Below are 17,542 nucleotides of genomic sequence, written 5' to 3' on the forward strand. Positions count from 1 at the left end.
AGCGCTCGTGCCCTGATCCCCGTTTGGGGACCACCCAGAGGACCGTCCTAGTGACCCCAATCCGCAAGACTTTTCAATACGGCGATCAGACGGTAACGCTCGAGACCGGTGAGATCGCGCGCCAGGCCGATGGAGCGGTCATGGTCAATGTCGATGACACCGTCGTGCTGGTCACCGTGGTGGTCGACAAGCGAGCGACGGAGATGAAGGATTTCCTGCCGCTGACCATCGACTACCAAGAAAAGACCTACGCCGCCGGCCGCATCCCCGGCGGCTTTTTTCGTCGCGAGGGCCGCCCGAGCGAGGCCGAGATCCTCACCTCGCGGCTGATCGACCGACCGGTACGCCCCTTGTTCGCCAAGGGCTTTGGGCGCGAGGTGCAGGTGATCGCGACGGTGAAGTCCTTGAATCCCGCGGTCAACCCTGAGATCCCGTCCTTGATTGGCGCCTCCGCGGCACTGTCGATCGCCGGACTGCCGTTCAATGGCCCGATCGGCGCGGCGCGCGTGGGCTACAAGAACGGCGAGTACATCCTGAATCCGGCGATGATCGGCCTGAGCCCGGATAGCGATCTCGATCTGATCGTCGCCGGCACTGAGGGCGCGGTGCTGATGGTCGAGTCCGAGGCGCGCAGCCTGCCGGAAGAGGTCATGCTGGGTGCCGTGCTCTATGGCCATGAGCAGATGCAGGTTGTGATCCAGGCCATCAAGGAACTGGCGGCCGAGGTCAACAAGCCACCGATCGAATGGGAGCCGGTGCAGAGCGACCCCGAGCTGAAGGCCGCGGTGGCCGAGGCTTGCGCGGATCAGCTCGGCGAGGCCTATCGCATCCAGGATAAGATGGAGCGCTATGCCGCGCTGACCGAGATCCGCAAGTCGGTCTTCGACAAGCTAGCCAGTGAGGAGTCGCCCTGGCCGCAGCCGCTGGTCTATGGCGCGGTTGAGAAGCTGGAGAAGGAGATCGTGCGCGGGCGCATCATCGCCGGCGAGCCGCGTATCGATGGTCGGGATACCGCTACCGTGCGTCCGATCAGTATCCGCACCGGCGTGCTGCCACGTACCCACGGCTCGGCGCTGTTCACCCGCGGCGAGACTCAGGCGATGGTGATCACCACGCTCGGCACCGAGCGCGACTCGCAGATCATCGATGCCCTGGATGGCGAGCGTCGCGAGCCCTTCATGCTGCATTACAACTTCCCGCCCTTCTGTGTCGGTGAGACCGGTCGCGTCGGCAGCCCGAAACGACGCGAGATCGGCCATGGCCGCTTGGCCAAGCGTGGCGTGCTGGCCTCGATGCCGAGCCTCGCTGAGTTCCCCTACTCGATCCGCGTGGTCTCCGAGATCACCGAGTCGAATGGCTCCAGCTCGATGGCTAGCGTCTGCGGTACTAGCCTGTCGCTGATGGACGCGGGCGTGCCGATCAAGGCGCCGGTGGCGGGCGTGGCGATGGGGCTGATCAAAGAGGGCGATCAGTTCGCCGTGCTGACCGACATCATGGGCGACGAGGACCATCTCGGCGATATGGACTTCAAGGTCGCTGGCCCAGCCGAGGGCATCAACGCCCTGCAGATGGACATCAAGATCGACGGCATCACCCGCGAGATCATGGAGCAGGCGCTGGCGCAGGCGAAGGACGGGCGGCTGCACATCCTCGGCGAGATGAGCAAGGTCATCGACACCCATCGCTCCGAGATGTCCGAGCATGCCCCGCGCATCATCGAATTCAAAATCCATCCGGAGAAGATTCGCGACGTCATCGGCAAGGGTGGCTCGACCATCCGCGCACTGACGGAAGAGACTGGCGCCACCATCGATATCAATGATGATGGTCTGGTGAAGATCTTCTCGGTGCAGAAGAGTGCCGGCGAGGAGGCCAAGAAGCGCATCCGCCTGATCACCGCTGATGTCGAGGTCGGCAAGATCTACGAGGGCAAGGTCGCCAGGCTGATGGACTTCGGCGCCTTCGTCACCATCCTGCCGGGTCGCGATGGGCTGGTGCACATCAGCCAGATCAGCGATGAGCGTGTCGAGCGGGTCAGCGACAAGCTCAAGGAAGGCGATGTGATCCGGGTCAAGGTGCTTGAGGTCGACAAGCAGGGCCGCATTCGCCTCAGCATGAAGGCGGTGGCCGAGGACGAGGTGCCGGACGCCTGAGCCCTGAGTCGGGTTCTCCGGCCGCGAGGCCGGTGACTAACGATGAGCGCCACGGATGGACACCGATCGGTGCAGATCGAAGATGCCAGGATCTGCTCGAACAGGTGTTCAGCCGTGGTGCTTCTTTAACGTCAATCTCACGCGATTCATTGTCCGAAGTAACGCCGCGCCACCCGTATTAGGGCAGGCTGCTCGAAACCAAGTTTGAAACCAGATTTTCTGGTCAGCCCCTAGTCTTCGTCGCAAGACAACTCGAACGCGATCATCCCTTCTTCCAGGTGATCGGAGACCATCGGGTGGGCGAGCACATAGGCGGCGGCGCGGATGCTGAAGTCACCGAGTGCGTCATCCACCGCCTGCTCCCATTCCTCGACGCTGTAATCGCCGCGTCCGACCCACATCAGCGCCACCAATTCAGAGCGCTGACGTTCAGACATCTCGGTGACGATGTTGCTGAATTCAGCGACGTTGTAGTCGTCGCTGTGATCGGCGAGTACCTGCATGGCCCAATCATCGCTGGGGCTTGACGGGACTTCCGGAAACACGACCGACTCCTTGGCTTGGAACTCCCGAGCCAATTCGATCAGTGAGCATAATGTGTCGAGCGGGATGTGCAGCCGCACCTTCGCTTCCTCCGGCCCCGTGCCGCGGGGACTGTTTTTGTCATTGCCGCAGTGTACTACGCCGTCTTTCCTCGCTGGTCTGACGGGGAACAATCAGACGTGCGATGACGGGGTCGTGGCCTGGCGTCAGTGTTCAGCCGGCCGATCCGCTTTAGGAGCGCTGTTTCTCGCAGAGGATCTTCTGCGCCAGAGCTGGAACCATATTGGGTTCCGGCGCGCAAACCTCATCTCTTGGCGAGTGACCGATCTCTTTTAACCTGTCGAGCGTGAAACCATGAGACTGATTCCGATTACCCTGGCGCTGCTGTTGATGGCAACGGCGAGCATCCACGCTGAAGAATTGTCCGTCGACGGCCGTCCGCATTTTTCTGGCAAGACTGCCGACTCGGCCAAGGAGGCCTTGCAACACCTCAGGGAGGGCAACGAAGCACTTGAGGACTACCTCGATGACGACGGCATCGCGGCGGCCGATCTCGCGCACATCCACGAGTTGACCTACACCCTGGAGAACGCGCTGGCCAAACTCCAAGCATCGCTCAGCCGCATGGCGGCAACGCTTGAAGAAATCCATCTCGCCTCCGAGAAGGGCGATGCCGATATCGTGCTCGAGTCTGGACGCGAATACCTGTCGATGGCCGATGAGTTGACTGACTAAAGCTGATCTGAGACTAACGTGCTGCAAGGCGTGGTGCATCTGATCCTGTTCGGCGCCTATGTGATGCTGATCTTCGCGCCTTGAGGCTGTGCAATGGCACGCCGGTCCTGGCTGGCTGGAACTGTCATCATCTGGCGCCCCCTTGACCGGCTACTCAACGAGCCTGAGAGGCTGCCCTTTCTGGACAGTCTCTGAGGCGCCGGCTAGAGCGTCTCGACGTCGAGCGAGTCGCCGAAGGTTTCAATCCCCAGCTTCTCGGCGACCTTTTTGGCGCGTGCATCAATCATCGGCGAGATGACAATCAGGCGGCTCGCGGTGCGGCCGTGGCGCTTCTCGTAGAAGCGCGCCTTGCGCTCGAAGCTGTACATGCCCGCTTTGTCGATCGATGATTTCAGCTCGCAGATGATCAGCAGGCCGTTCTTGATGATGACGTCCAGCTCGACCTGATCGGGCCTGCCGAAGACCAGACCCTCGTCGTCGTATTCGTTGACGTTCAGCACCTCGACGCCAAAGCTGTTCTCGAGGATTCCAGCCAAGGCATCGCGGAAGGCGCGCTCCGATTGCAGGCCCCAGCGCGCGCCGAGTGCGCCGATGCTGCGCTCGACCCGCTTGTCGCGCTGCCGGTTTTCTTCATGCAGACGGTCGAACTCGGCCCAGACCGCCTTCTCGTGCTCTCGCCAAGCGCGTGTTTCCTCCTCCGATTTCCGCTGCTGTTCATCCCATTTTCGCTGCTGCTCGTCCCATTTCTGTTTCTGCTCGTCCCATTTTCCCTGATCTGCCTCCCATTTCTGCTGCTGCGCATCCCATTTTTTCTGATCTGCGTCCCATTTTTCCTGCTGAGCGTCCCATTTCTGCTGGTCTGCGTGCCATTTCTCCTGCTGAGCGTCCCATTTCTGCTGGTCTGCGTGCCATTTCTCCTGCTGAGCGTCCCATTTCTGCTGGTCTGCGTCCCATTTCTCCTGCTGAGCGTCCCATTTTTGGCGATTCTCCGCCCACAGCGCCTCTTGTGCCTGCCACCTGCGCTTGTCTTCTTCGCGCTGCTCCCGCCAGTTGCGCTTGTCTTCTTCGCGCTGCTCATCCCACTTGCGGGCTTGCTCTTCGCGGTTGCGGGCGAGCTCGGCGAGCATGGCCTCGATACGGCCTTCGGTTTGGCCTTTGTCAGCGAATTCCTCACGCGTGATGTCGAGGACAACACGACGAAACGCCGGGTCCGTTTGGAGCCACTTTGGCAGTTCGCGTTTGACTTGTTCCTTCAAACTCTCTTCTTGCATCTCGTCGTCCTCTCGTGCCTTAACAGGCATTGCTCAGGCCCTCTGCCCGAGCTTACCAAAATGCACGACTAGCTACGCAACCTGCTGCATCTTGGCGTTTTTGGCCATGCCAGCGCTTCGGTTAAGGGCCGAGAGCACCGCTTTCAGCGAAGCGCTGACGGTATCGCGATCGATCGCGGCGCCGGCGACCGGCTGGCCGTCGATCGCGAGTTGGACATAGGCCGCAGCCTCGGCATCAGTGCCGGCGCCAATGGCGTGCTCGCGGTAGTCTCGAACGTCGATGGTCTGGGCAAAGGCCTGGCTCCAGGCGTCGGCGAAGGCGGCGATGACGCCGTCGCCTTCGCCGCGGATGCGTACGCGTTCTTGCTGCTCGTCAACCGCTTCCGCGTCCGAACCAGCGGTGACAATGGTCGCCTCGATCTGATCATGGCCATTGCGGCTGATGCGGTAGCCACCGAGCCGGTGCGGCGCCTGATCACGGATGAACTGAGCCTCGAACAGCGCCCGGATGCTGGCCGAGTCGATGATGCCGCCTTGCTCCTCGCTGGCGTGCTGCACCACTGGCGCCAGCTCCAGCTGGGCCCAGCGCGGCAGTTGTAGGCCATGGTCGCGCTCAAGCACAAAGGCAATGCCGCCCTTACCAGACTGGCTGTTGACGCGAACCACTGCCTCATAGCTGCGACCAAGATCCTGCGGGTCGATCGGCAGATAGGCAACCTGCCAGGGCAGCGCGCGGTTGTGCTCGGCATGTTGATGCTTCAGCGACTTGTTGATCGCATCCTGATGGCTGCCGGAGAAGGCGGTGTAGACCAGCTCGCCGATCCAGGGATGGCGCGGATGGCAGGCGATGCCGGTGCAGGCCTCAAGGGTCTCGATGATGCGGTCAGGGTTGCTCAGATCCAGGCGCGGGTCGATGCCCTGGCTGTAAAGGTTCATCGCCAAGGTCACCAGGTCACAGTTGCCGGTGCGCTCGCCATTGCCAAGCAGGGTGCCCTCGATGCGATCGGCACCAGCGAGCAGGCCCAACTCGGCGGCTGCTGCGGCACCGCCACGATCGTTGTGCGTGTGGAGGGAGACGATCAGGCTGTCGCGGCGTTCGATCTGGCGGCAGAACCATTCAACCTGATCGGCAAAGATGTTCGGGCTGGCGGATTCGACGGTCGCCGGCAGGTTCAGGATGCAGGGACGTTCTGGTGTCGGCTGCCAGACCTCGACCACCGCATTGCAGACCTCGACGGCGTAGTCCGGCTCGGTCTGCGAGAAGCTCTCTGGCGAGTACTGGAAGGTCCAGTCGGTGCCGGGATACTTGGCAGCCTCATCGCGGACCCACTCGGCGCCCTGCACCGCGATGGCCTTGATCCGCTCGCGATCGGCGCCGAACACCCAGTCGCGCTGCACCGGCGAGGTGGAGTTATAGACGTGGACGATAGCCCGATGGACCCCGTCCAATGCCGCAAAGGTGCGCTCGATCAGATCCTGACGCGCCTGCACCAAGACCTGGATGGTCACATCCTCGGGGATCTGCCGCGCCTCAATCAGCCAGCGCACGAAGTCGTAGTCGGGCTGGCTGGCTGACGGGAAGCCGACCTCGATCTCTTTGAGGCCGATGTCGACCAACAAAGCCCAGAGCTGCTGCTTCTGCGCAACGTTCATCGGCGCGCGCAGGGCTTGGTTGCCGTCGCGCAGGTCGACGCTGGCCCAGCGCGGCGCCTGTTCGATGTGGCGATCGGGCCAGGTCCGATCCGGGATTGGGACTGGATGGCTCGGGCGATATTTGGCGTGATGGGCGGGCATGATGACTCTCCTTTCCCGTCTGGCTATGGATTTCGGCTTGTCTCGGACGCTTACTGGAATGGTGGAATGTCGACTTGCCTTCCGAACCGACTGTTGGTGTTCAGCGGCATCGCCGATGCCGTTCAGCTCGGGCTCTTCAAGCCCTCGTCGAAACTCGCGAAGAAGTCGCTGCCGCCTGGCGCGCATCGCAAGCCACCAGTGGCTGGCTGCAACCGATGAGTGACCCTGGCTTGCGTGCGGCTCAATGATCGCGATGCGGCGGATCGCGATGCGGCGTTCTCGATCTATAGGCCGGGTCGCGGCGGTTGATCAGGCGTTTGAATCGAAGGTTGTCGATTCGACGCTACCGGTGCGTGACCCTGAACCTTGCCTTGTGGGCTGGTCCTGATGGATCACCTGACTGCCGGCTTGTGGCCGACGGTTGATAGGATGCGCCAAAAGGATTCGAAGATGCTTGCTATATTGCTTCAGAAATCCCTCTAGCTAGCTATAATTTGCCTTTTTATCGATAAATTGCGCAATCATCGATCGATGGTCGATAGGCCATGTCTGAGCGACGTGGATTTCGTTCGCGTCTAGACTCGCAAAAATGATTTTGAACGAGCCCGAAATCTGAACGATGCTCACGACATCAGGTGCGGCGCATCGGCCGATTGAGGACGGCCACGCAGCACGACAGCCGGGTATCGGGCATGGGTAGTGCTCTAGATCTGTTATCGAATGATATTAAATCATTATAAATCAGAAGCTTGCTGGCTAACCCAACAGATTTGGAGCACTACCAGGTATTGGACATGTGGACTAAAGCCGAGCTTCGGCAAGTCATCGACTGCGGAACCATCGAATGGCGTAAGCATGTGCTGGTCCGAATGATGGAACGTGGTATCAGTCGCTGCGAGGTGCTGGATGCCGTTCGCGATGGTGAGATGATCGAGAGCTACAGTGAAGATCGCCCGTTCGCGAGTGCGCTGCTGCATGCACCAGGTCCGCCGCCGCTGCATGTGGTCACGGCGCTGGACCTGACATCAGAGACCTGTTTCATCATCACCACTTACCGGACGGATGAGATCCATTTCGAGCCGGACTTGAAGACGAGGAGACCTAGATGAAGCCAGCATGCCCCATCTGTAGTGGCCACCGCGAACCAGGTCGGACAACGTTCACCGCCGAGCTCGGCTTCGGGGTTGTGGTGGTGCGCCACGTCCCAGCCTTGGTCTGCGATCAATGCGGCGAGGAGTGGATCGAAGACCCAGTCGCTGCGGCACTGGAGGCCGTGGTCGAGGAGGTACGTGCCAAGCAGAGCCTGGTTGAAGTCACGGACTGGCGGGAGCGCGCCGTCTGAGTGCGGTCGCAACTTGCAAGCAGTGCGGAACATGAGCACGCCTCTGCCGAAGCTCGCCCCCCTAGCCGGCCTGGACCCAGACCTCCAGCGTTCGCTGCTGGCCCAGGTTCGGGATCTCTGGACCCATGGCTCCACGGCGCTGGAAGGCAACACCCTGACCCTCGGCGAGACCAAGTTCGTCATCGAGGAGGGGCTCACGGTCTCCGGCAAGCCGCTGAAGGATCACGAAGAGGTGGTCGGCCACGCCCGCGCCATCGAGCTGCTGTACGGACTGCTCAATGAGTGGACGGCGCGGCCGGTGACGCCAGCGCAGCTTTTCGATCTGCATCGCGCGGTGCAGACGTGCATCGTCACCGACATCTATAAGCCCATCGGTGCCTGGAAGCTCGAGCCGAACGGAACCTATGCGGTGACCGGGGAGTGTCGGCAGACCTTCATCGAATACGCAGCGCCGGCTGACGTGCCGGTGTTGATGGACACTTGGCTCGCGGAACTGAATCGCCTGGGGGCGGAGCCGCTGGACGAAGAGGCGGCGCTGATCGCTTACGCGAGGCTGCATCTGGGTTTCGTGCACATCCATCCGTTCTGGGACGGCAATGGGCGCTTGGCGCGGTTGCTCGCCAACTTACCCCCGTTGCGGTCCGGGCATCTGCCGGTGGTGATCGATGTCCGCGAGCGCAAGCGGTATATCGACACCTTGGCTGGCTACCAGCTTGCCGTGGGTCCGCTGACGCTGGGCACAGGTGTCTGGCCAAGGCCGGAGCTTGAGACGGCCTTCATCGCCCTCTGCCGGGAGGCCTACGCGACCACGCAGGCACTGATCGAAGGCGCCCGGGAGCAACAGGCCGCGCGCAGGGCGCGGGCGGGCTCTGACGGAGGGCGACCATGACGACAGGTTTGTTGAAGTCACTGCGCAGCCTCTTTGGCATCGGCACCTGCCGAGCGGGAGACTCCGCGCTGGATGCTCTGGTGATCGGACTCACGCACCCAAGTGCCGACGGCAGCCACTGGCTGTTGAGCCGTCGTCTACTGGATGTGCGGGCTGAGCTTTCGAATCATGATGAGGCCGTGGCCGCGGTGCTGGCGGGCGACGAGCACCTGTGCGCAGGCTGGCTCGGCATCCTCGCGGCACGTTGTCACGAGGCCGGACAGTTGACGGATGCTGGCGTGTTGGTGCAGCTGGTCAGCCAGCTTGGCGCCGCCGCGCCGGCAGTTGAGGCGGCGCTGGATGGGGCGAGGCTCGCCGCCACCGATAGCACCGCTCTGGAGCGTGAGCTGTTCGGCGCGAGCGCCGAGCAGGCGCGCAGCACACCGGCGCTGGCGCGGGTGCTGGCCGCGCATGCGCGGCTGAGCCGCTGGCGGACCGATCCATTGCCGGCACTGATGCCAGTCGATTCAACGGGCGCTGCCGTGGATGCCAACTGGTGCCCAGGCCGGCTGTTGGCGCTGCCCGGTGTCGCAGGTTCGGCCCTTCCAACCCGTGCTGGCTGGCTGCTGCCTAGAACCTGGCGGCGAGCAGGGACAGCGGCGAGTGAAGCCGGCTCCGGTTCTGGCTCCGGTTCCGGCTCCGAATATGACTCGGACACCGTTTCCGACCCTGTATCAGACGCCGTCGCACTTCTGCAAGACTGGGTACTGCCCACCCTTGAGCACCACCTCTGCGAGGCCTCCCTGGCTGGCCTGCAAGCCGACTATTCGCGCGCGCGAACCCTGTTAGAAGTCCTCAACCGCGGTCAGCCGCGGACCCCGGAGGTGCTGTTGCGCTTGGTTCAGGTCTGCGAGCAGCAGCGCGACTATGGCTCTGCGGCTGGGTACCTAAGGGCCGCGCTCCGGCGCTTGCCAGAGAATCCGGCGCTCGCCGACAAGCGCGAGCAGTATCGAGTCTTAGGCGCCTGGTAAGCAGCGCGCTCCTTGTCCGATTGGATCGGCCGGTATGATTGAGCAAAGACCCTCGGCAGATGATGGGCCTATGCCCGCGAATCAGCACCTATGGCTGCTCCAGGTTTTTGTATCAATACGTCCACCACCATGACACTCGACCGCTACGACCGCCACATCCTCGAGATTCTGCAAGCCGAAGGGCGTATCAGCAATCAGGAGTTGGCCGATCGCATCGGCCTCTCGCCTTCGCCTTGCCTGCGCCGGGTGCGGGCGCTGGAGGAGGCCGGCATCATTGCCGGTTATCGGGCGATGCTTGATGCCAAGCGGCTGGGGCTGGATCTCATCGCCTTCATCAGCATCTCGATGGACAAACACACCCCGGAGCGTTTCGCCAACTTCGATGCCATCGTCTCGACGCTGCCGGAGGTGCTGGAGTGCTCGCTGATCACCGGGCGCGATGCTGATTATCAGCTCAAGGTGATCGTGCGTGATATGGAGGCCTACCAGGAGCTGCTGCTGCACAAGATCACCCGTATCGAGGGCGTCTCCGGGGTACATTCCAGCTTCGTGCTCCGGCAGGTGCTAGAGCGTACCGCGCTGCCGCTCGGCTGAAATCAACGCCGGCTTGCGTTCTTTAGAACGCCAATTGGCGTTCCTTGATCCTGCTCAGGCCCCAGGATGCGCGAAGCGTCGCGCGAGCCGAGCGGCATGGTCGATGAGCTCCCCAAGCTCGCTGACCCGTGACCCAGCTTGCTCGGTGTAGTTCTGGACCTCGCGTGCCAACTGATCGATGTTGTTGATGCTGGCGTTGATCTCTTCCGTGGTGGCGCTTTGCTCCTCGGTGGCGCTGGCGATCTGCAGGCTCATCTCCTGCATCGAGGCCACGGCGGCGCGGATCAGCTCCAGGGCCTGATGGGATTCGTCGGCCAGGGTCAGGCTATGCGTGGCACGCTCGCTGCTCTCGTCCATGGCGGCAACGGCGCGACTCGTTCCTTCCTGCAGTGAGTGCGTGATGGTTTTGATCTCGGCGGTGGCGGCGGAGGTGCGGTCGGCGAGCACGCGCACCTCCTCGGCGACCACAGAGAAGCCGCGCCCAGCCTCACCGGCGCGAGCCGCCTCGATGGTGGCATTGAGGGCGAGTAGATGGGTCTGCTCGGTGATCTCTTGGATCAGATCGAGGGCGGCGCCGATGCGCCTGGCTTCTTCAGCCACTTGGTGGGTCAACTGTGAGGAGCCGCGCATGCGCTCGACTAGGGTGCGCACGGCCTCGGCGCTCTGCCGAACGGCCTCCATACCCTGGTCGGCCTGCTCGCGGACTTGCTCGCTGATCTGAGCACCGACGGAGGCGTTGCGGGCGATCTCCTGCACGCTCTGCGCCATCTCTTCCATGGCCGAGGCAACTTGTAGCGTCTCCATCGTCTGCTGCTGCGCCTGGGCGCGGGTCTCGGCGACGGCCTCGCCAGCCTGAGCCCCAACCTGCTGTAAGTAATCGGTGACGTTGGCCAGCCGCTTGGGGACCGCCGACATCTCCGTGCGCAGTTTCAGCATGGCGAGTCGCAGGTGGGCGGTCTCGTCGTTGCGATCGATGTAGACCTGCTCGGCGAGTGGGTCATCAATCAGTTGTTGTGACTCGGCCACCGTGGCTGCAAGTCCACGCCATAGGCGTAGCAGACCGTAACCACTCAGCGCTGCGGCGATAATGCTGAGCCCTGCTACCAGCAGGGAGGGCAGGCCAACGAGCGCAGCAAGGCTGGCGACCAACGGCGCTGGCAGCAACAGCGTCAACAATCGCTCGCGAAGACCGAAAGCGCCTTTTGCATCTGGGCTTGGTGCTAGCTCGCCCTGGTTTGGCTCCGAGGTGCGCAGTTGGGCGTAGATTGCCTCGGCCTGCTGCACGGCTGCTTCGCTCGGCGGGGCCTGGCGGACCGACTGGATCTCGACGATCTCGCCGTGCTCATCGAGGATCGGGGTCGCATAGGCATGGACCCAGTAATAGTCGCCGTTCTTGCAGCGGTTCTTGACCATGCCCATCCATGAGCGACCCGCGAGCAGGCATGACCACATCTGCTGATAGGCCCGGCGCGGCATATCCGGGTGGCGCATGATGTTGTGCGGCTGGCCGAGCAGCTCAGCGCGGTTGTAGCCGCTGATCTGCTCGAATTCTTCGTTGATGTAGGTGATCCGGCCCTTGGGATCGGTGGTCGAGAGGATGGTCGCATCCGCTGCGACTGGAACGCGTTGCTGGGTGACTGGCTGATTGATGCGCATGGAAATCCCCTGGTTGATTCCGGCCCCCCTGCCGCATCCGTTGCCGGATATCCTTAGGCGCCTAACTTAGAGGAATCTCTGTGGCAGCGCCAATCCTTATAAACAGAGGGGTTATGGAGCGCGCATCATCGGGAACGTGGGAGTGGGGCCGGCGCGTTCAGCACACGCCGGACCCGGGCTCCATTCGGGTCGCGTTGGGGGGTGATTCAGCGCCTCAGCGCGCGTTCAGCCAGTCGCCGATGGCCGGCGTGACCTCTTTCTGCGCCTTGCCGCTGACATAGATGCCGATATGGCCGCCGGGGAAGGCGAGCTCGGTGTAGTCCTCGCTGCCGGTTAGGCCATTGAGCGCCTTGGACGCATCCGGCGGCACCAGATGATCCTGCAGCGCATAGATGTTGAGCACCGGGCAGCGGATCTGCTTCAGATCGACCGGGCGCTCGCCGACGCGGGCGGTGCCGTTGATGAAGGCGTTCTGCTGATAGAAGTCCTTGATGAACTGGCGGAAGGTCTCGCCGGCCTGATCGGGACTATCGAAGATCCATTGCTCCATGCGCAGGAAGTTCTTGGCCTTCTCGGGCTTGTCGAGCATGTCGACCATATTGATGTACTTCTGGCCGGTGAGGCTGAACGGCTTCAGCGACAGGAAGCTCCAGTTCAATAGCTCGCCGGGGATATTGCCCATGGTGTCGACGGCGAGGTCGACATCGACGTGTTGCACCCAGTTCGACAGCATGTTGTCCGGGGTCTTGAAGTCGACCGGGGTCACCATGGTGACTAGATTGCGGACCTTGTCCGGGTGCAACGCGCTGTACATGAGGCTGAAGCTGCCGCCCTGGCAGATGCCGAGAATGTTGATCTTATCGACGCCGTGGGTGTGGCGTATGTGATCAACGCAGCGATCAATGTAGCCGTTGATGTAGTCGTCGAGGGTGAGCGAGCGGTCGGCTTGGTCTGGATAGCCCCAGTCGATTAGATAGACATCCTGGCCGGTGGCGAGCAGACCCTTGATGGTCGAGCGGTCTTCCTGGATATCGGTCATGTAGGGACGGTTAACCAGCGCGTAGACGACCAGCAGCGGCACCGCCTGTTGGGCGACCTCTGCCGGGCGCTGATAGCGATAGAGCACCAGCTTGTCTTCGCGATAAACCGCATCCTTGGGGCTGACGCCACTGTCGATGTCGCCGGCCTCGAGCAAGTTCTGCATGCCCTGGCCGAGCTTGCGGCTGTACTCGAGCATCTCCTCGCCGAGCTTGTCGGGGCGGATATCGATCGGAAACATGGGGTGGCGCTCCTCTGTAGAGTGTTGGTCCGGACCCGTCTTGGCGGTGTCCCTGTTGTGCTTAGGGTGTAAGTTAGTGGTGTTGATCTGGCCCGCTCGGGGTGGTCTCAGTCCAAGGGCGAGTTCGGGGTGCGCGGCTTTCACGAGCTTGGCGGCGGCCTCGTTCGCCAGGCTCGTCGAGGCGTTGGCCGAGGCCTGAGACGCTGTACGCAAGCGCGTACTGGCGGCGGTTGCGCTGGATGTGGCGCTGCGGCCGGCGTCGGCTGTTGCCAAGCGTCGCAGCGCGTTCCGGGCTGAGCTGCCGGCTGAATCACTGGCTGAGCAACACGCCTCGTCTTGATCCGCGCTGGATCCTCGATCAGCAGGTCGAGGATGCGGCATCAGTTGGCATCGGATTGGGTGATTGGCTTCGCCACTGTCTTCTTACGCGCGCTGGTCTTCTTCGTCGCGCCGGTGGTCGTGCCGCTGCTGGTCGATCCACCTGTACTGGCGTTGGTGCTCGCCTCACTTCCGGCAGGCGTGCCCGCCGGCAAGGTGGCGAGCCGGCGCTGGATCTGGTCAAGCTGCTGGCGTAGCTGCTTGTTCTCGCGTCGAGTCTCCTGCAAGCGATCCTGCAAGGTGCGCAGCTCGCCACGGGTGGGCATGTTCATGGCGCCGAGCGATTCGTCGACCATCACCGAGAGCCGCTGCTTGAGCGCCATCTGGGCGTTGATCAGGCGCCCATGCACGCGCGAGTAGTCCGGCGTGATGACCTCATCGGCGTAGACCGCCTCACAGCAGCCGACCCAAGTGTCATAGAGGCCGCGCGCCGAGTCGATGGTCTCGCCAGCCTCGGATTTCTGCTGCAGCAGATCGCGCAGCCGGTACAGGGCCTTGATGCCGAGCTGATTGAAGAAGCTGCTGTAGTCCTGGAAGGCGCGCTGGTAATCGATGCCGGCGCGCATCAGGTCTTGATACTGGGCCTGCTCTTCGCGGCTGTAGCCAAGACCTGGCGCCGAGAGCATCTTTTCCAGCCCTTCTTGCATCGGCCCACGCATCATCCCGTGTGGCATGTTGCGCAGCAGGTCGCCGGGCATCATCGGCGAGAGCGATGACATCATCCGCTGCCAGTTGTCGAGCGGCATCTCCCAGAAGCCGAGCATCCGGCGCAGGCTTTCGTCTTGGTCCGCGCCGAGGCCGCTGAAGCCTTTCTGCATCTGCTCGATGGTCTGGTTGAGCCAGTCCCAAGCGCGGCTACTGTCGCCGCCCTGGCCGAGACCCGTGTCACTAAGGCCTTTGGTGAATTGCTCGGCAAGGCTGAAGTAGGCCTGACCCTGGTCCATCAAGCGTTGCATGAAGTCGCGCGCCGGGTCGCTTGCCGCCGGAGCGAGTGCCTTGCGCCACTGCTCCATCGCCGCCAGCCAAGGCGCTGACGCGCTGTTGCTCGCTGGGCTGCTGCTCTCCACGCCCATCGCCTGTCGGCCCATCTTGGCCAGTCCATCCCAATAGTCACGTTGCAGCTTGAGCCAGCTGTCGTCGAAGAATGCGTTTTGTGTCATGGTGCTTACCCCTGCCAGGGCCTCCTCTGATCGTGTGTGGACGAAGCTAGCACGGAAATTTGTGCACTGCAACAAAAGGCCGTAGACTCAGCAGACTCCGCGGCGCGCGACGCGAAACCGCTCACTCGAGTCAGTCCCGGCGTGCGCGACTCACATGCATCACACACAAACGCTTTATGATCCTTGGCTCGTGGTAGGGGCTTGCCGCACGAGCCTGATCTTTACGTTGAGTCTTATCCTGAGGAGGACATCCCATGCCAGAGAATGTCGTGATCGTCGCCGCTGTGCGCACCCCAGTCGGAAACTTCGGCGGTAGCCTCGCCTCGCTGCCCGCAACAGCGCTTGGCGCTACCGTGGTCAAGGCGCTGTTGGACAGGACCGGACTCGAGCCGGAGCAGGTCGACGAGGTCATCTTGGGGCAAGTGCTGGCAGCGGGCGTTGGTCAGAACCCGGCGCGCCAGACCACGCTCAACGCCGGCTTGCCGCACAAGGTGCCGGCGATGACCATCAATAAGGTCTGTGGCAGCGGGCTCAAGGCGGTGCATCTGGCGATGCAGGCGGTGGCGCTGGGCGAGGCCGAGGTGGTGATCGCCGGTGGTCAGGAAAGCATGAGCCAGTCCGCGCATGTGGTTCCGGGCTCGCGCCAAGGCCAGCGCATGGGCGACTGGAAGATGGTCGATACCATGCTCAGCGATGGCCTGATGGATGCCTTCAATCAGTGTCACATGGGCGTCACCGCCGAGAACATCGCGAAGAAGTATGCCCTCTCGCGCGATCTCCAGGATCAGTTCGCGGCTGATTCGCAGCAGAAGACCGAGGCCGCGCAGGCAGCCAATCGGTTTGCTGACGAGATCGTGCCGGTCGAGGTGCCGCAGCGCAAAGGCGACCCTGTGATATTCGACCGCGATGAGTTCCCGCGCGCGGGCACGACCACCGAAACCCTGGGCAAGCTGCGTCCCGCCTTCGATAAGGAGGGCACCGTCACCGCGGGCAATGCCTCCGGCGTCAACGACGGTGCGGCTGCCGTGCTGGTAATGAGTGAGTCCAAGGCCAAGGCGCTGGGCCTGACGCCGTTGGCGCGCGTCGTCGCCTTCGCCAGCGCCGGTGTTGACCCGGCGATCATGGGTACCGGCCCGATCCCGGCTTCGACCAAGTGCTTGGAAAAAGCTGGCTGGACGGTCGCCGATCTGGATCTGATCGAGGCCAACGAGGCCTTCGCCGCGCAGGCGCTCTCGGTCAACCAAGAGATGGGCTGGGACCAAGACAAGGTCAACGTCAACGGCGGAGCCATCTCGATTGGCCATCCGATCGGCGCCTCCGGCGCGCGGGTGCTGGTGACCCTGCTGCATGAGATGCAGCGGCGCGATGCGAAGAAGGGCCTGGCAACGCTCTGCATTGGTGGTGGTCAGGGCGTGGCCTTGGCGGTGGCGCGCGACTGATCGGATCACGGCATTGGCTCGGCGAGCCGGCCGCTGGATCTTCCCAGTACGCCGGCCGCTCTGCTGATGCCTGACGCCATCAATCGCGCCCGAGCGTTGCTGCATGGGGTGCAATGCGTTGATCCCACACAGTTTGCGCGTCTTCGTGCTGGGCTACACTCAGGCGATGGGTGAGTGACCTGACAGGTTCATGCGATGACCGCCGAACGCATCATCAAAAAATATCCGAATCGGCGGCTCTATGACACCGAGCTGAGCCGCTACATTACGCTGGCGGACGTGCGTGCGCTGGTCATGCAAGGTACGGCGTTTCGGGTCTTGGATACCGCCAATGACGCCGATCTGACGCGCTCGATCCTACTGCAGATCATGCTGGAGGAGGAGACCGGCGGCGAGCCGCTCTTCAGCGCCAACATGCTCGCACAGATCATCCGCTTCTATGGCGGCACCATGCAGGGGATGTTCGCGCATTATCTCGAGCAGTCGCTCGATGCCTTCGCCCGCCAACAACAGCATCTCGCCGAAGATCTGGGCGCCAAGCCGTTCGAGTTCATCGGCCGCATGACCGAGCGCAACCTCGAACTCTGGGCCAATGCGCAGAAGGAGTTTCTTCGCGCCGCAGGCTTCGGCCATGCAGAGCAAGAGCCCGAGCCTGACCTCAATCCCAAGGGCGACTAGGGCTCAGTCTCGCTTTTCCTGCAATCGGCTTCTAGCCTGCGCTCCCTTTCAAGAACCTGGGCCTCACCCCTCTCGGCGCTGATGCGCGCATCGGCCTCGCCCCCTCCCGCTCGTCTTTGCACAATTTGAGAATCCCAAATGCTGCGCTGCAGCATTTTTCTGCTCGGGTGCCTTGACAGCGGCTCTGGCGGAGACTATTGTGCACTGCAACAAATGCTGCACTGCACAAACCGGAGCACCACCATGAACATCAATGACAACATGAAGACCCTGAACGAACTGACCAACAACAGCATCGAGCGCATGACGGCATTAGGCGAGCTGAACATGAAGATGGCTGAGCGCATGGCGACTCGTCAGATGGACCTGTTTGGCCGTTGGATGGAGCAGGGCACCAAACTGATGCGCGTTGCCACTGAAGCCCGCGGCTACAGCGATCTATACAAGGCCCAGATCGATATGACCAAAGAGGCCAGCGAGCAGGTGATGGCTGAGTCCAAGACCAACTTCGAGCTTGCGACTGAGACCCGTGACGAGTATCGGGCCTGGTACGAGACCACCGTTGCCGAGATGCGGAAGGGTGGCAGCCTGGTCGAGGCCGCTGCTAAGGCCTGAAGAGCG

At 62.5% G+C, this 17,542-nt stretch carries 17 protein-coding genes; 11 read left to right on the plus strand and 6 right to left on the minus strand.

What is annotated here, in order from left to right; all coding sequences use genetic code 11:
* The first annotated feature begins 50 nt into the window (after positions 1–50).
* Positions 51–2,153: a polyribonucleotide nucleotidyltransferase gene (pnp, locus tag VBE63_RS05035; RefSeq protein ID WP_323681906.1), complete on the plus strand. Its 2,103-nt coding sequence runs from the start codon at positions 51–53 to the stop codon at positions 2,151–2,153.
* Positions 2,154–2,383: 230 nt separating this feature from the next.
* Here the strand turns inward: pnp and VBE63_RS05040 are convergent, their stop codons facing one another.
* Entirely contained in the window at positions 2,384–2,776 is a 393-nt protein-coding gene (locus VBE63_RS05040) for a DUF3775 domain-containing protein (RefSeq protein ID WP_323681907.1), read from the minus strand.
* A gap of 274 nt (positions 2,777–3,050) precedes the next feature.
* Between VBE63_RS05040 and VBE63_RS05045 the strand changes: the two genes are divergently transcribed.
* On the plus strand, positions 3,051–3,431 hold the full coding sequence (locus tag VBE63_RS05045; protein ID WP_323681908.1) for a DUF6746 family protein: 381 nt from the start codon (positions 3,051–3,053) through the stop codon (positions 3,429–3,431).
* Between the two features lie 203 nt (positions 3,432–3,634).
* Here the strand turns inward: VBE63_RS05045 and VBE63_RS05050 are convergent, their stop codons facing one another.
* Both VBE63_RS05050 and leuA read right to left on the minus strand, forming a co-directional pair.
* Positions 3,635–4,558, minus strand: coding sequence for a PD-(D/E)XK nuclease family protein (locus VBE63_RS05050; RefSeq protein WP_323681909.1), 924 nt, complete (start codon positions 4,556–4,558; stop codon positions 3,635–3,637).
* Positions 4,559–4,774: 216 nt separating this feature from the next.
* A complete protein-coding gene (gene leuA, locus VBE63_RS05055) occupies positions 4,775–6,496 on the minus strand; it encodes a 2-isopropylmalate synthase (RefSeq protein WP_323681910.1) in 1,722 nt (573 codons plus the stop codon).
* A 66-nt stretch (positions 6,497–6,562) separates the two neighbouring features.
* Between leuA and VBE63_RS05060 the strand changes: the two genes are divergently transcribed.
* From VBE63_RS05060 to VBE63_RS05085, 6 genes are all read left to right on the plus strand, one after another.
* On the plus strand, positions 6,563–6,715 hold the full coding sequence (locus tag VBE63_RS05060) for a hypothetical protein (protein WP_323681911.1): 153 nt from the start codon (positions 6,563–6,565) through the stop codon (positions 6,713–6,715).
* A 551-nt stretch (positions 6,716–7,266) separates the two neighbouring features.
* Complete coding sequence (locus tag VBE63_RS05065) at positions 7,267–7,605, plus strand: DUF4258 domain-containing protein (protein WP_323681912.1); 339 nt, start codon at positions 7,267–7,269, stop codon at positions 7,603–7,605.
* Positions 7,602–7,838 (plus strand): type II toxin-antitoxin system MqsA family antitoxin, encoded by a 237-nt coding sequence (locus VBE63_RS05070; protein ID WP_323681913.1) that lies wholly within the window; start codon positions 7,602–7,604, stop codon positions 7,836–7,838. Before VBE63_RS05065 ends, VBE63_RS05070 begins: the two co-directional genes overlap by 4 nt.
* Positions 7,839–7,869: 31 nt before the next feature.
* Positions 7,870–8,727, plus strand: coding sequence for a Fic family protein (locus VBE63_RS05075; protein ID WP_323681914.1), 858 nt, complete (start codon positions 7,870–7,872; stop codon positions 8,725–8,727).
* Positions 8,724–9,737, plus strand: a complete 1,014-nt coding sequence (locus VBE63_RS05080) for a hypothetical protein (protein WP_323681915.1) — start codon at positions 8,724–8,726, stop codon at positions 9,735–9,737. Before VBE63_RS05075 ends, VBE63_RS05080 begins: the two co-directional genes overlap by 4 nt.
* A 129-nt stretch (positions 9,738–9,866) precedes the next feature.
* The gene (locus tag VBE63_RS05085) at positions 9,867–10,331 is read left to right on the plus strand and encodes an Lrp/AsnC family transcriptional regulator (protein ID WP_323681916.1); all 465 of its coding nucleotides are present in this window, start codon (positions 9,867–9,869) and stop codon (positions 10,329–10,331) included.
* A gap of 54 nt (positions 10,332–10,385) precedes the next feature.
* Here the strand turns inward: VBE63_RS05085 and VBE63_RS05090 are convergent, their stop codons facing one another.
* The 3 genes from VBE63_RS05090 to phaE form a co-directional block, all read right to left on the minus strand.
* On the minus strand, positions 10,386–11,987 hold the full coding sequence (locus VBE63_RS05090) for a PAS domain-containing methyl-accepting chemotaxis protein (RefSeq protein WP_323681917.1): 1,602 nt from the start codon (positions 11,985–11,987) through the stop codon (positions 10,386–10,388).
* 214 nt (positions 11,988–12,201) lie between these two features.
* Positions 12,202–13,266: a class III poly(R)-hydroxyalkanoic acid synthase subunit PhaC gene (locus VBE63_RS05095; RefSeq protein ID WP_323681950.1), complete on the minus strand. Its 1,065-nt coding sequence runs from the start codon at positions 13,264–13,266 to the stop codon at positions 12,202–12,204.
* A gap of 380 nt (positions 13,267–13,646) precedes the next feature.
* On the minus strand, positions 13,647–14,804 hold the full coding sequence (phaE, locus tag VBE63_RS05100) for a class III poly(R)-hydroxyalkanoic acid synthase subunit PhaE (RefSeq protein WP_323681918.1): 1,158 nt from the start codon (positions 14,802–14,804) through the stop codon (positions 13,647–13,649).
* A 254-nt stretch (positions 14,805–15,058) separates the two neighbouring features.
* Here phaE and VBE63_RS05105 point away from each other — a divergent pair, with 254 nt between their 5' ends.
* From VBE63_RS05105 to VBE63_RS05115, 3 genes are all read left to right on the plus strand, one after another.
* Positions 15,059–16,243 (plus strand): acetyl-CoA C-acetyltransferase, encoded by a 1,185-nt coding sequence (locus VBE63_RS05105; protein WP_323681919.1) that lies wholly within the window; start codon positions 15,059–15,061, stop codon positions 16,241–16,243.
* A gap of 195 nt (positions 16,244–16,438) precedes the next feature.
* Positions 16,439–16,921, plus strand: a complete 483-nt coding sequence (gene phaR, locus VBE63_RS05110; protein WP_323681920.1) for a polyhydroxyalkanoate synthesis repressor PhaR — start codon at positions 16,439–16,441, stop codon at positions 16,919–16,921.
* Between the two features lie 243 nt (positions 16,922–17,164).
* Positions 17,165–17,536 carry a phasin family protein gene (locus VBE63_RS05115; RefSeq protein ID WP_323681921.1) on the plus strand — a complete coding sequence of 124 codons (372 nt, stop codon included), beginning with the start codon at positions 17,165–17,167 and terminating at the stop codon, positions 17,534–17,536.
* The last annotated feature ends 6 nt before the right edge of the window (positions 17,537–17,542 follow it).

It is taken from the genome of Lamprobacter sp. (genome assembly GCF_034860625.1).
GTDB lineage: Bacteria > Pseudomonadota > Gammaproteobacteria > Chromatiales > Chromatiaceae > Lamprobacter.

What these genes read in the sequence shown, in the direction of transcription:
- VBE63_RS05045 (WP_323681908.1), top strand. Translation starts at nt 3,051, where the DNA reads ATGAGACTGATTCCGATTACCCTGGCGCTGCTGTTGATGGCAACGGCG.
- VBE63_RS05050 (WP_323681909.1), bottom strand. Translation starts at nt 4,558, where the DNA reads ATGCTCGCCGAGCTCGCCCGCAACCGCGAAGAGCAAGCCCGCAAGTGG.
- leuA (WP_323681910.1), bottom strand. Translation starts at nt 6,496, where the DNA reads ATGCCCGCCCATCACGCCAAATATCGCCCGAGCCATCCAGTCCCAATC.
- VBE63_RS05060 (WP_323681911.1), top strand. Translation starts at nt 6,563, where the DNA reads ATGTCGACTTGCCTTCCGAACCGACTGTTGGTGTTCAGCGGCATCGCC.
- VBE63_RS05070 (WP_323681913.1), top strand. Translation starts at nt 7,602, where the DNA reads ATGAAGCCAGCATGCCCCATCTGTAGTGGCCACCGCGAACCAGGTCGG.
- VBE63_RS05075 (WP_323681914.1), top strand. Translation starts at nt 7,870, where the DNA reads ATGAGCACGCCTCTGCCGAAGCTCGCCCCCCTAGCCGGCCTGGACCCA.
- VBE63_RS05080 (WP_323681915.1), top strand. Translation starts at nt 8,724, where the DNA reads ATGACGACAGGTTTGTTGAAGTCACTGCGCAGCCTCTTTGGCATCGGC.
- VBE63_RS05085 (WP_323681916.1), top strand. Translation starts at nt 9,867, where the DNA reads ATGACACTCGACCGCTACGACCGCCACATCCTCGAGATTCTGCAAGCC.
- VBE63_RS05090 (WP_323681917.1), bottom strand. Translation starts at nt 11,987, where the DNA reads ATGCGCATCAATCAGCCAGTCACCCAGCAACGCGTTCCAGTCGCAGCG.
- VBE63_RS05095 (WP_323681950.1), bottom strand. Translation starts at nt 13,266, where the DNA reads ATGTTTCCGATCGATATCCGCCCCGACAAGCTCGGCGAGGAGATGCTC.
- phaE (WP_323681918.1), bottom strand. Translation starts at nt 14,804, where the DNA reads ATGACACAAAACGCATTCTTCGACGACAGCTGGCTCAAGCTGCAACGT.
- VBE63_RS05105 (WP_323681919.1), top strand. Translation starts at nt 15,059, where the DNA reads ATGCCAGAGAATGTCGTGATCGTCGCCGCTGTGCGCACCCCAGTCGGA.
- phaR (WP_323681920.1), top strand. Translation starts at nt 16,439, where the DNA reads ATGACCGCCGAACGCATCATCAAAAAATATCCGAATCGGCGGCTCTAT.
- VBE63_RS05115 (WP_323681921.1), top strand. Translation starts at nt 17,165, where the DNA reads ATGAACATCAATGACAACATGAAGACCCTGAACGAACTGACCAACAAC.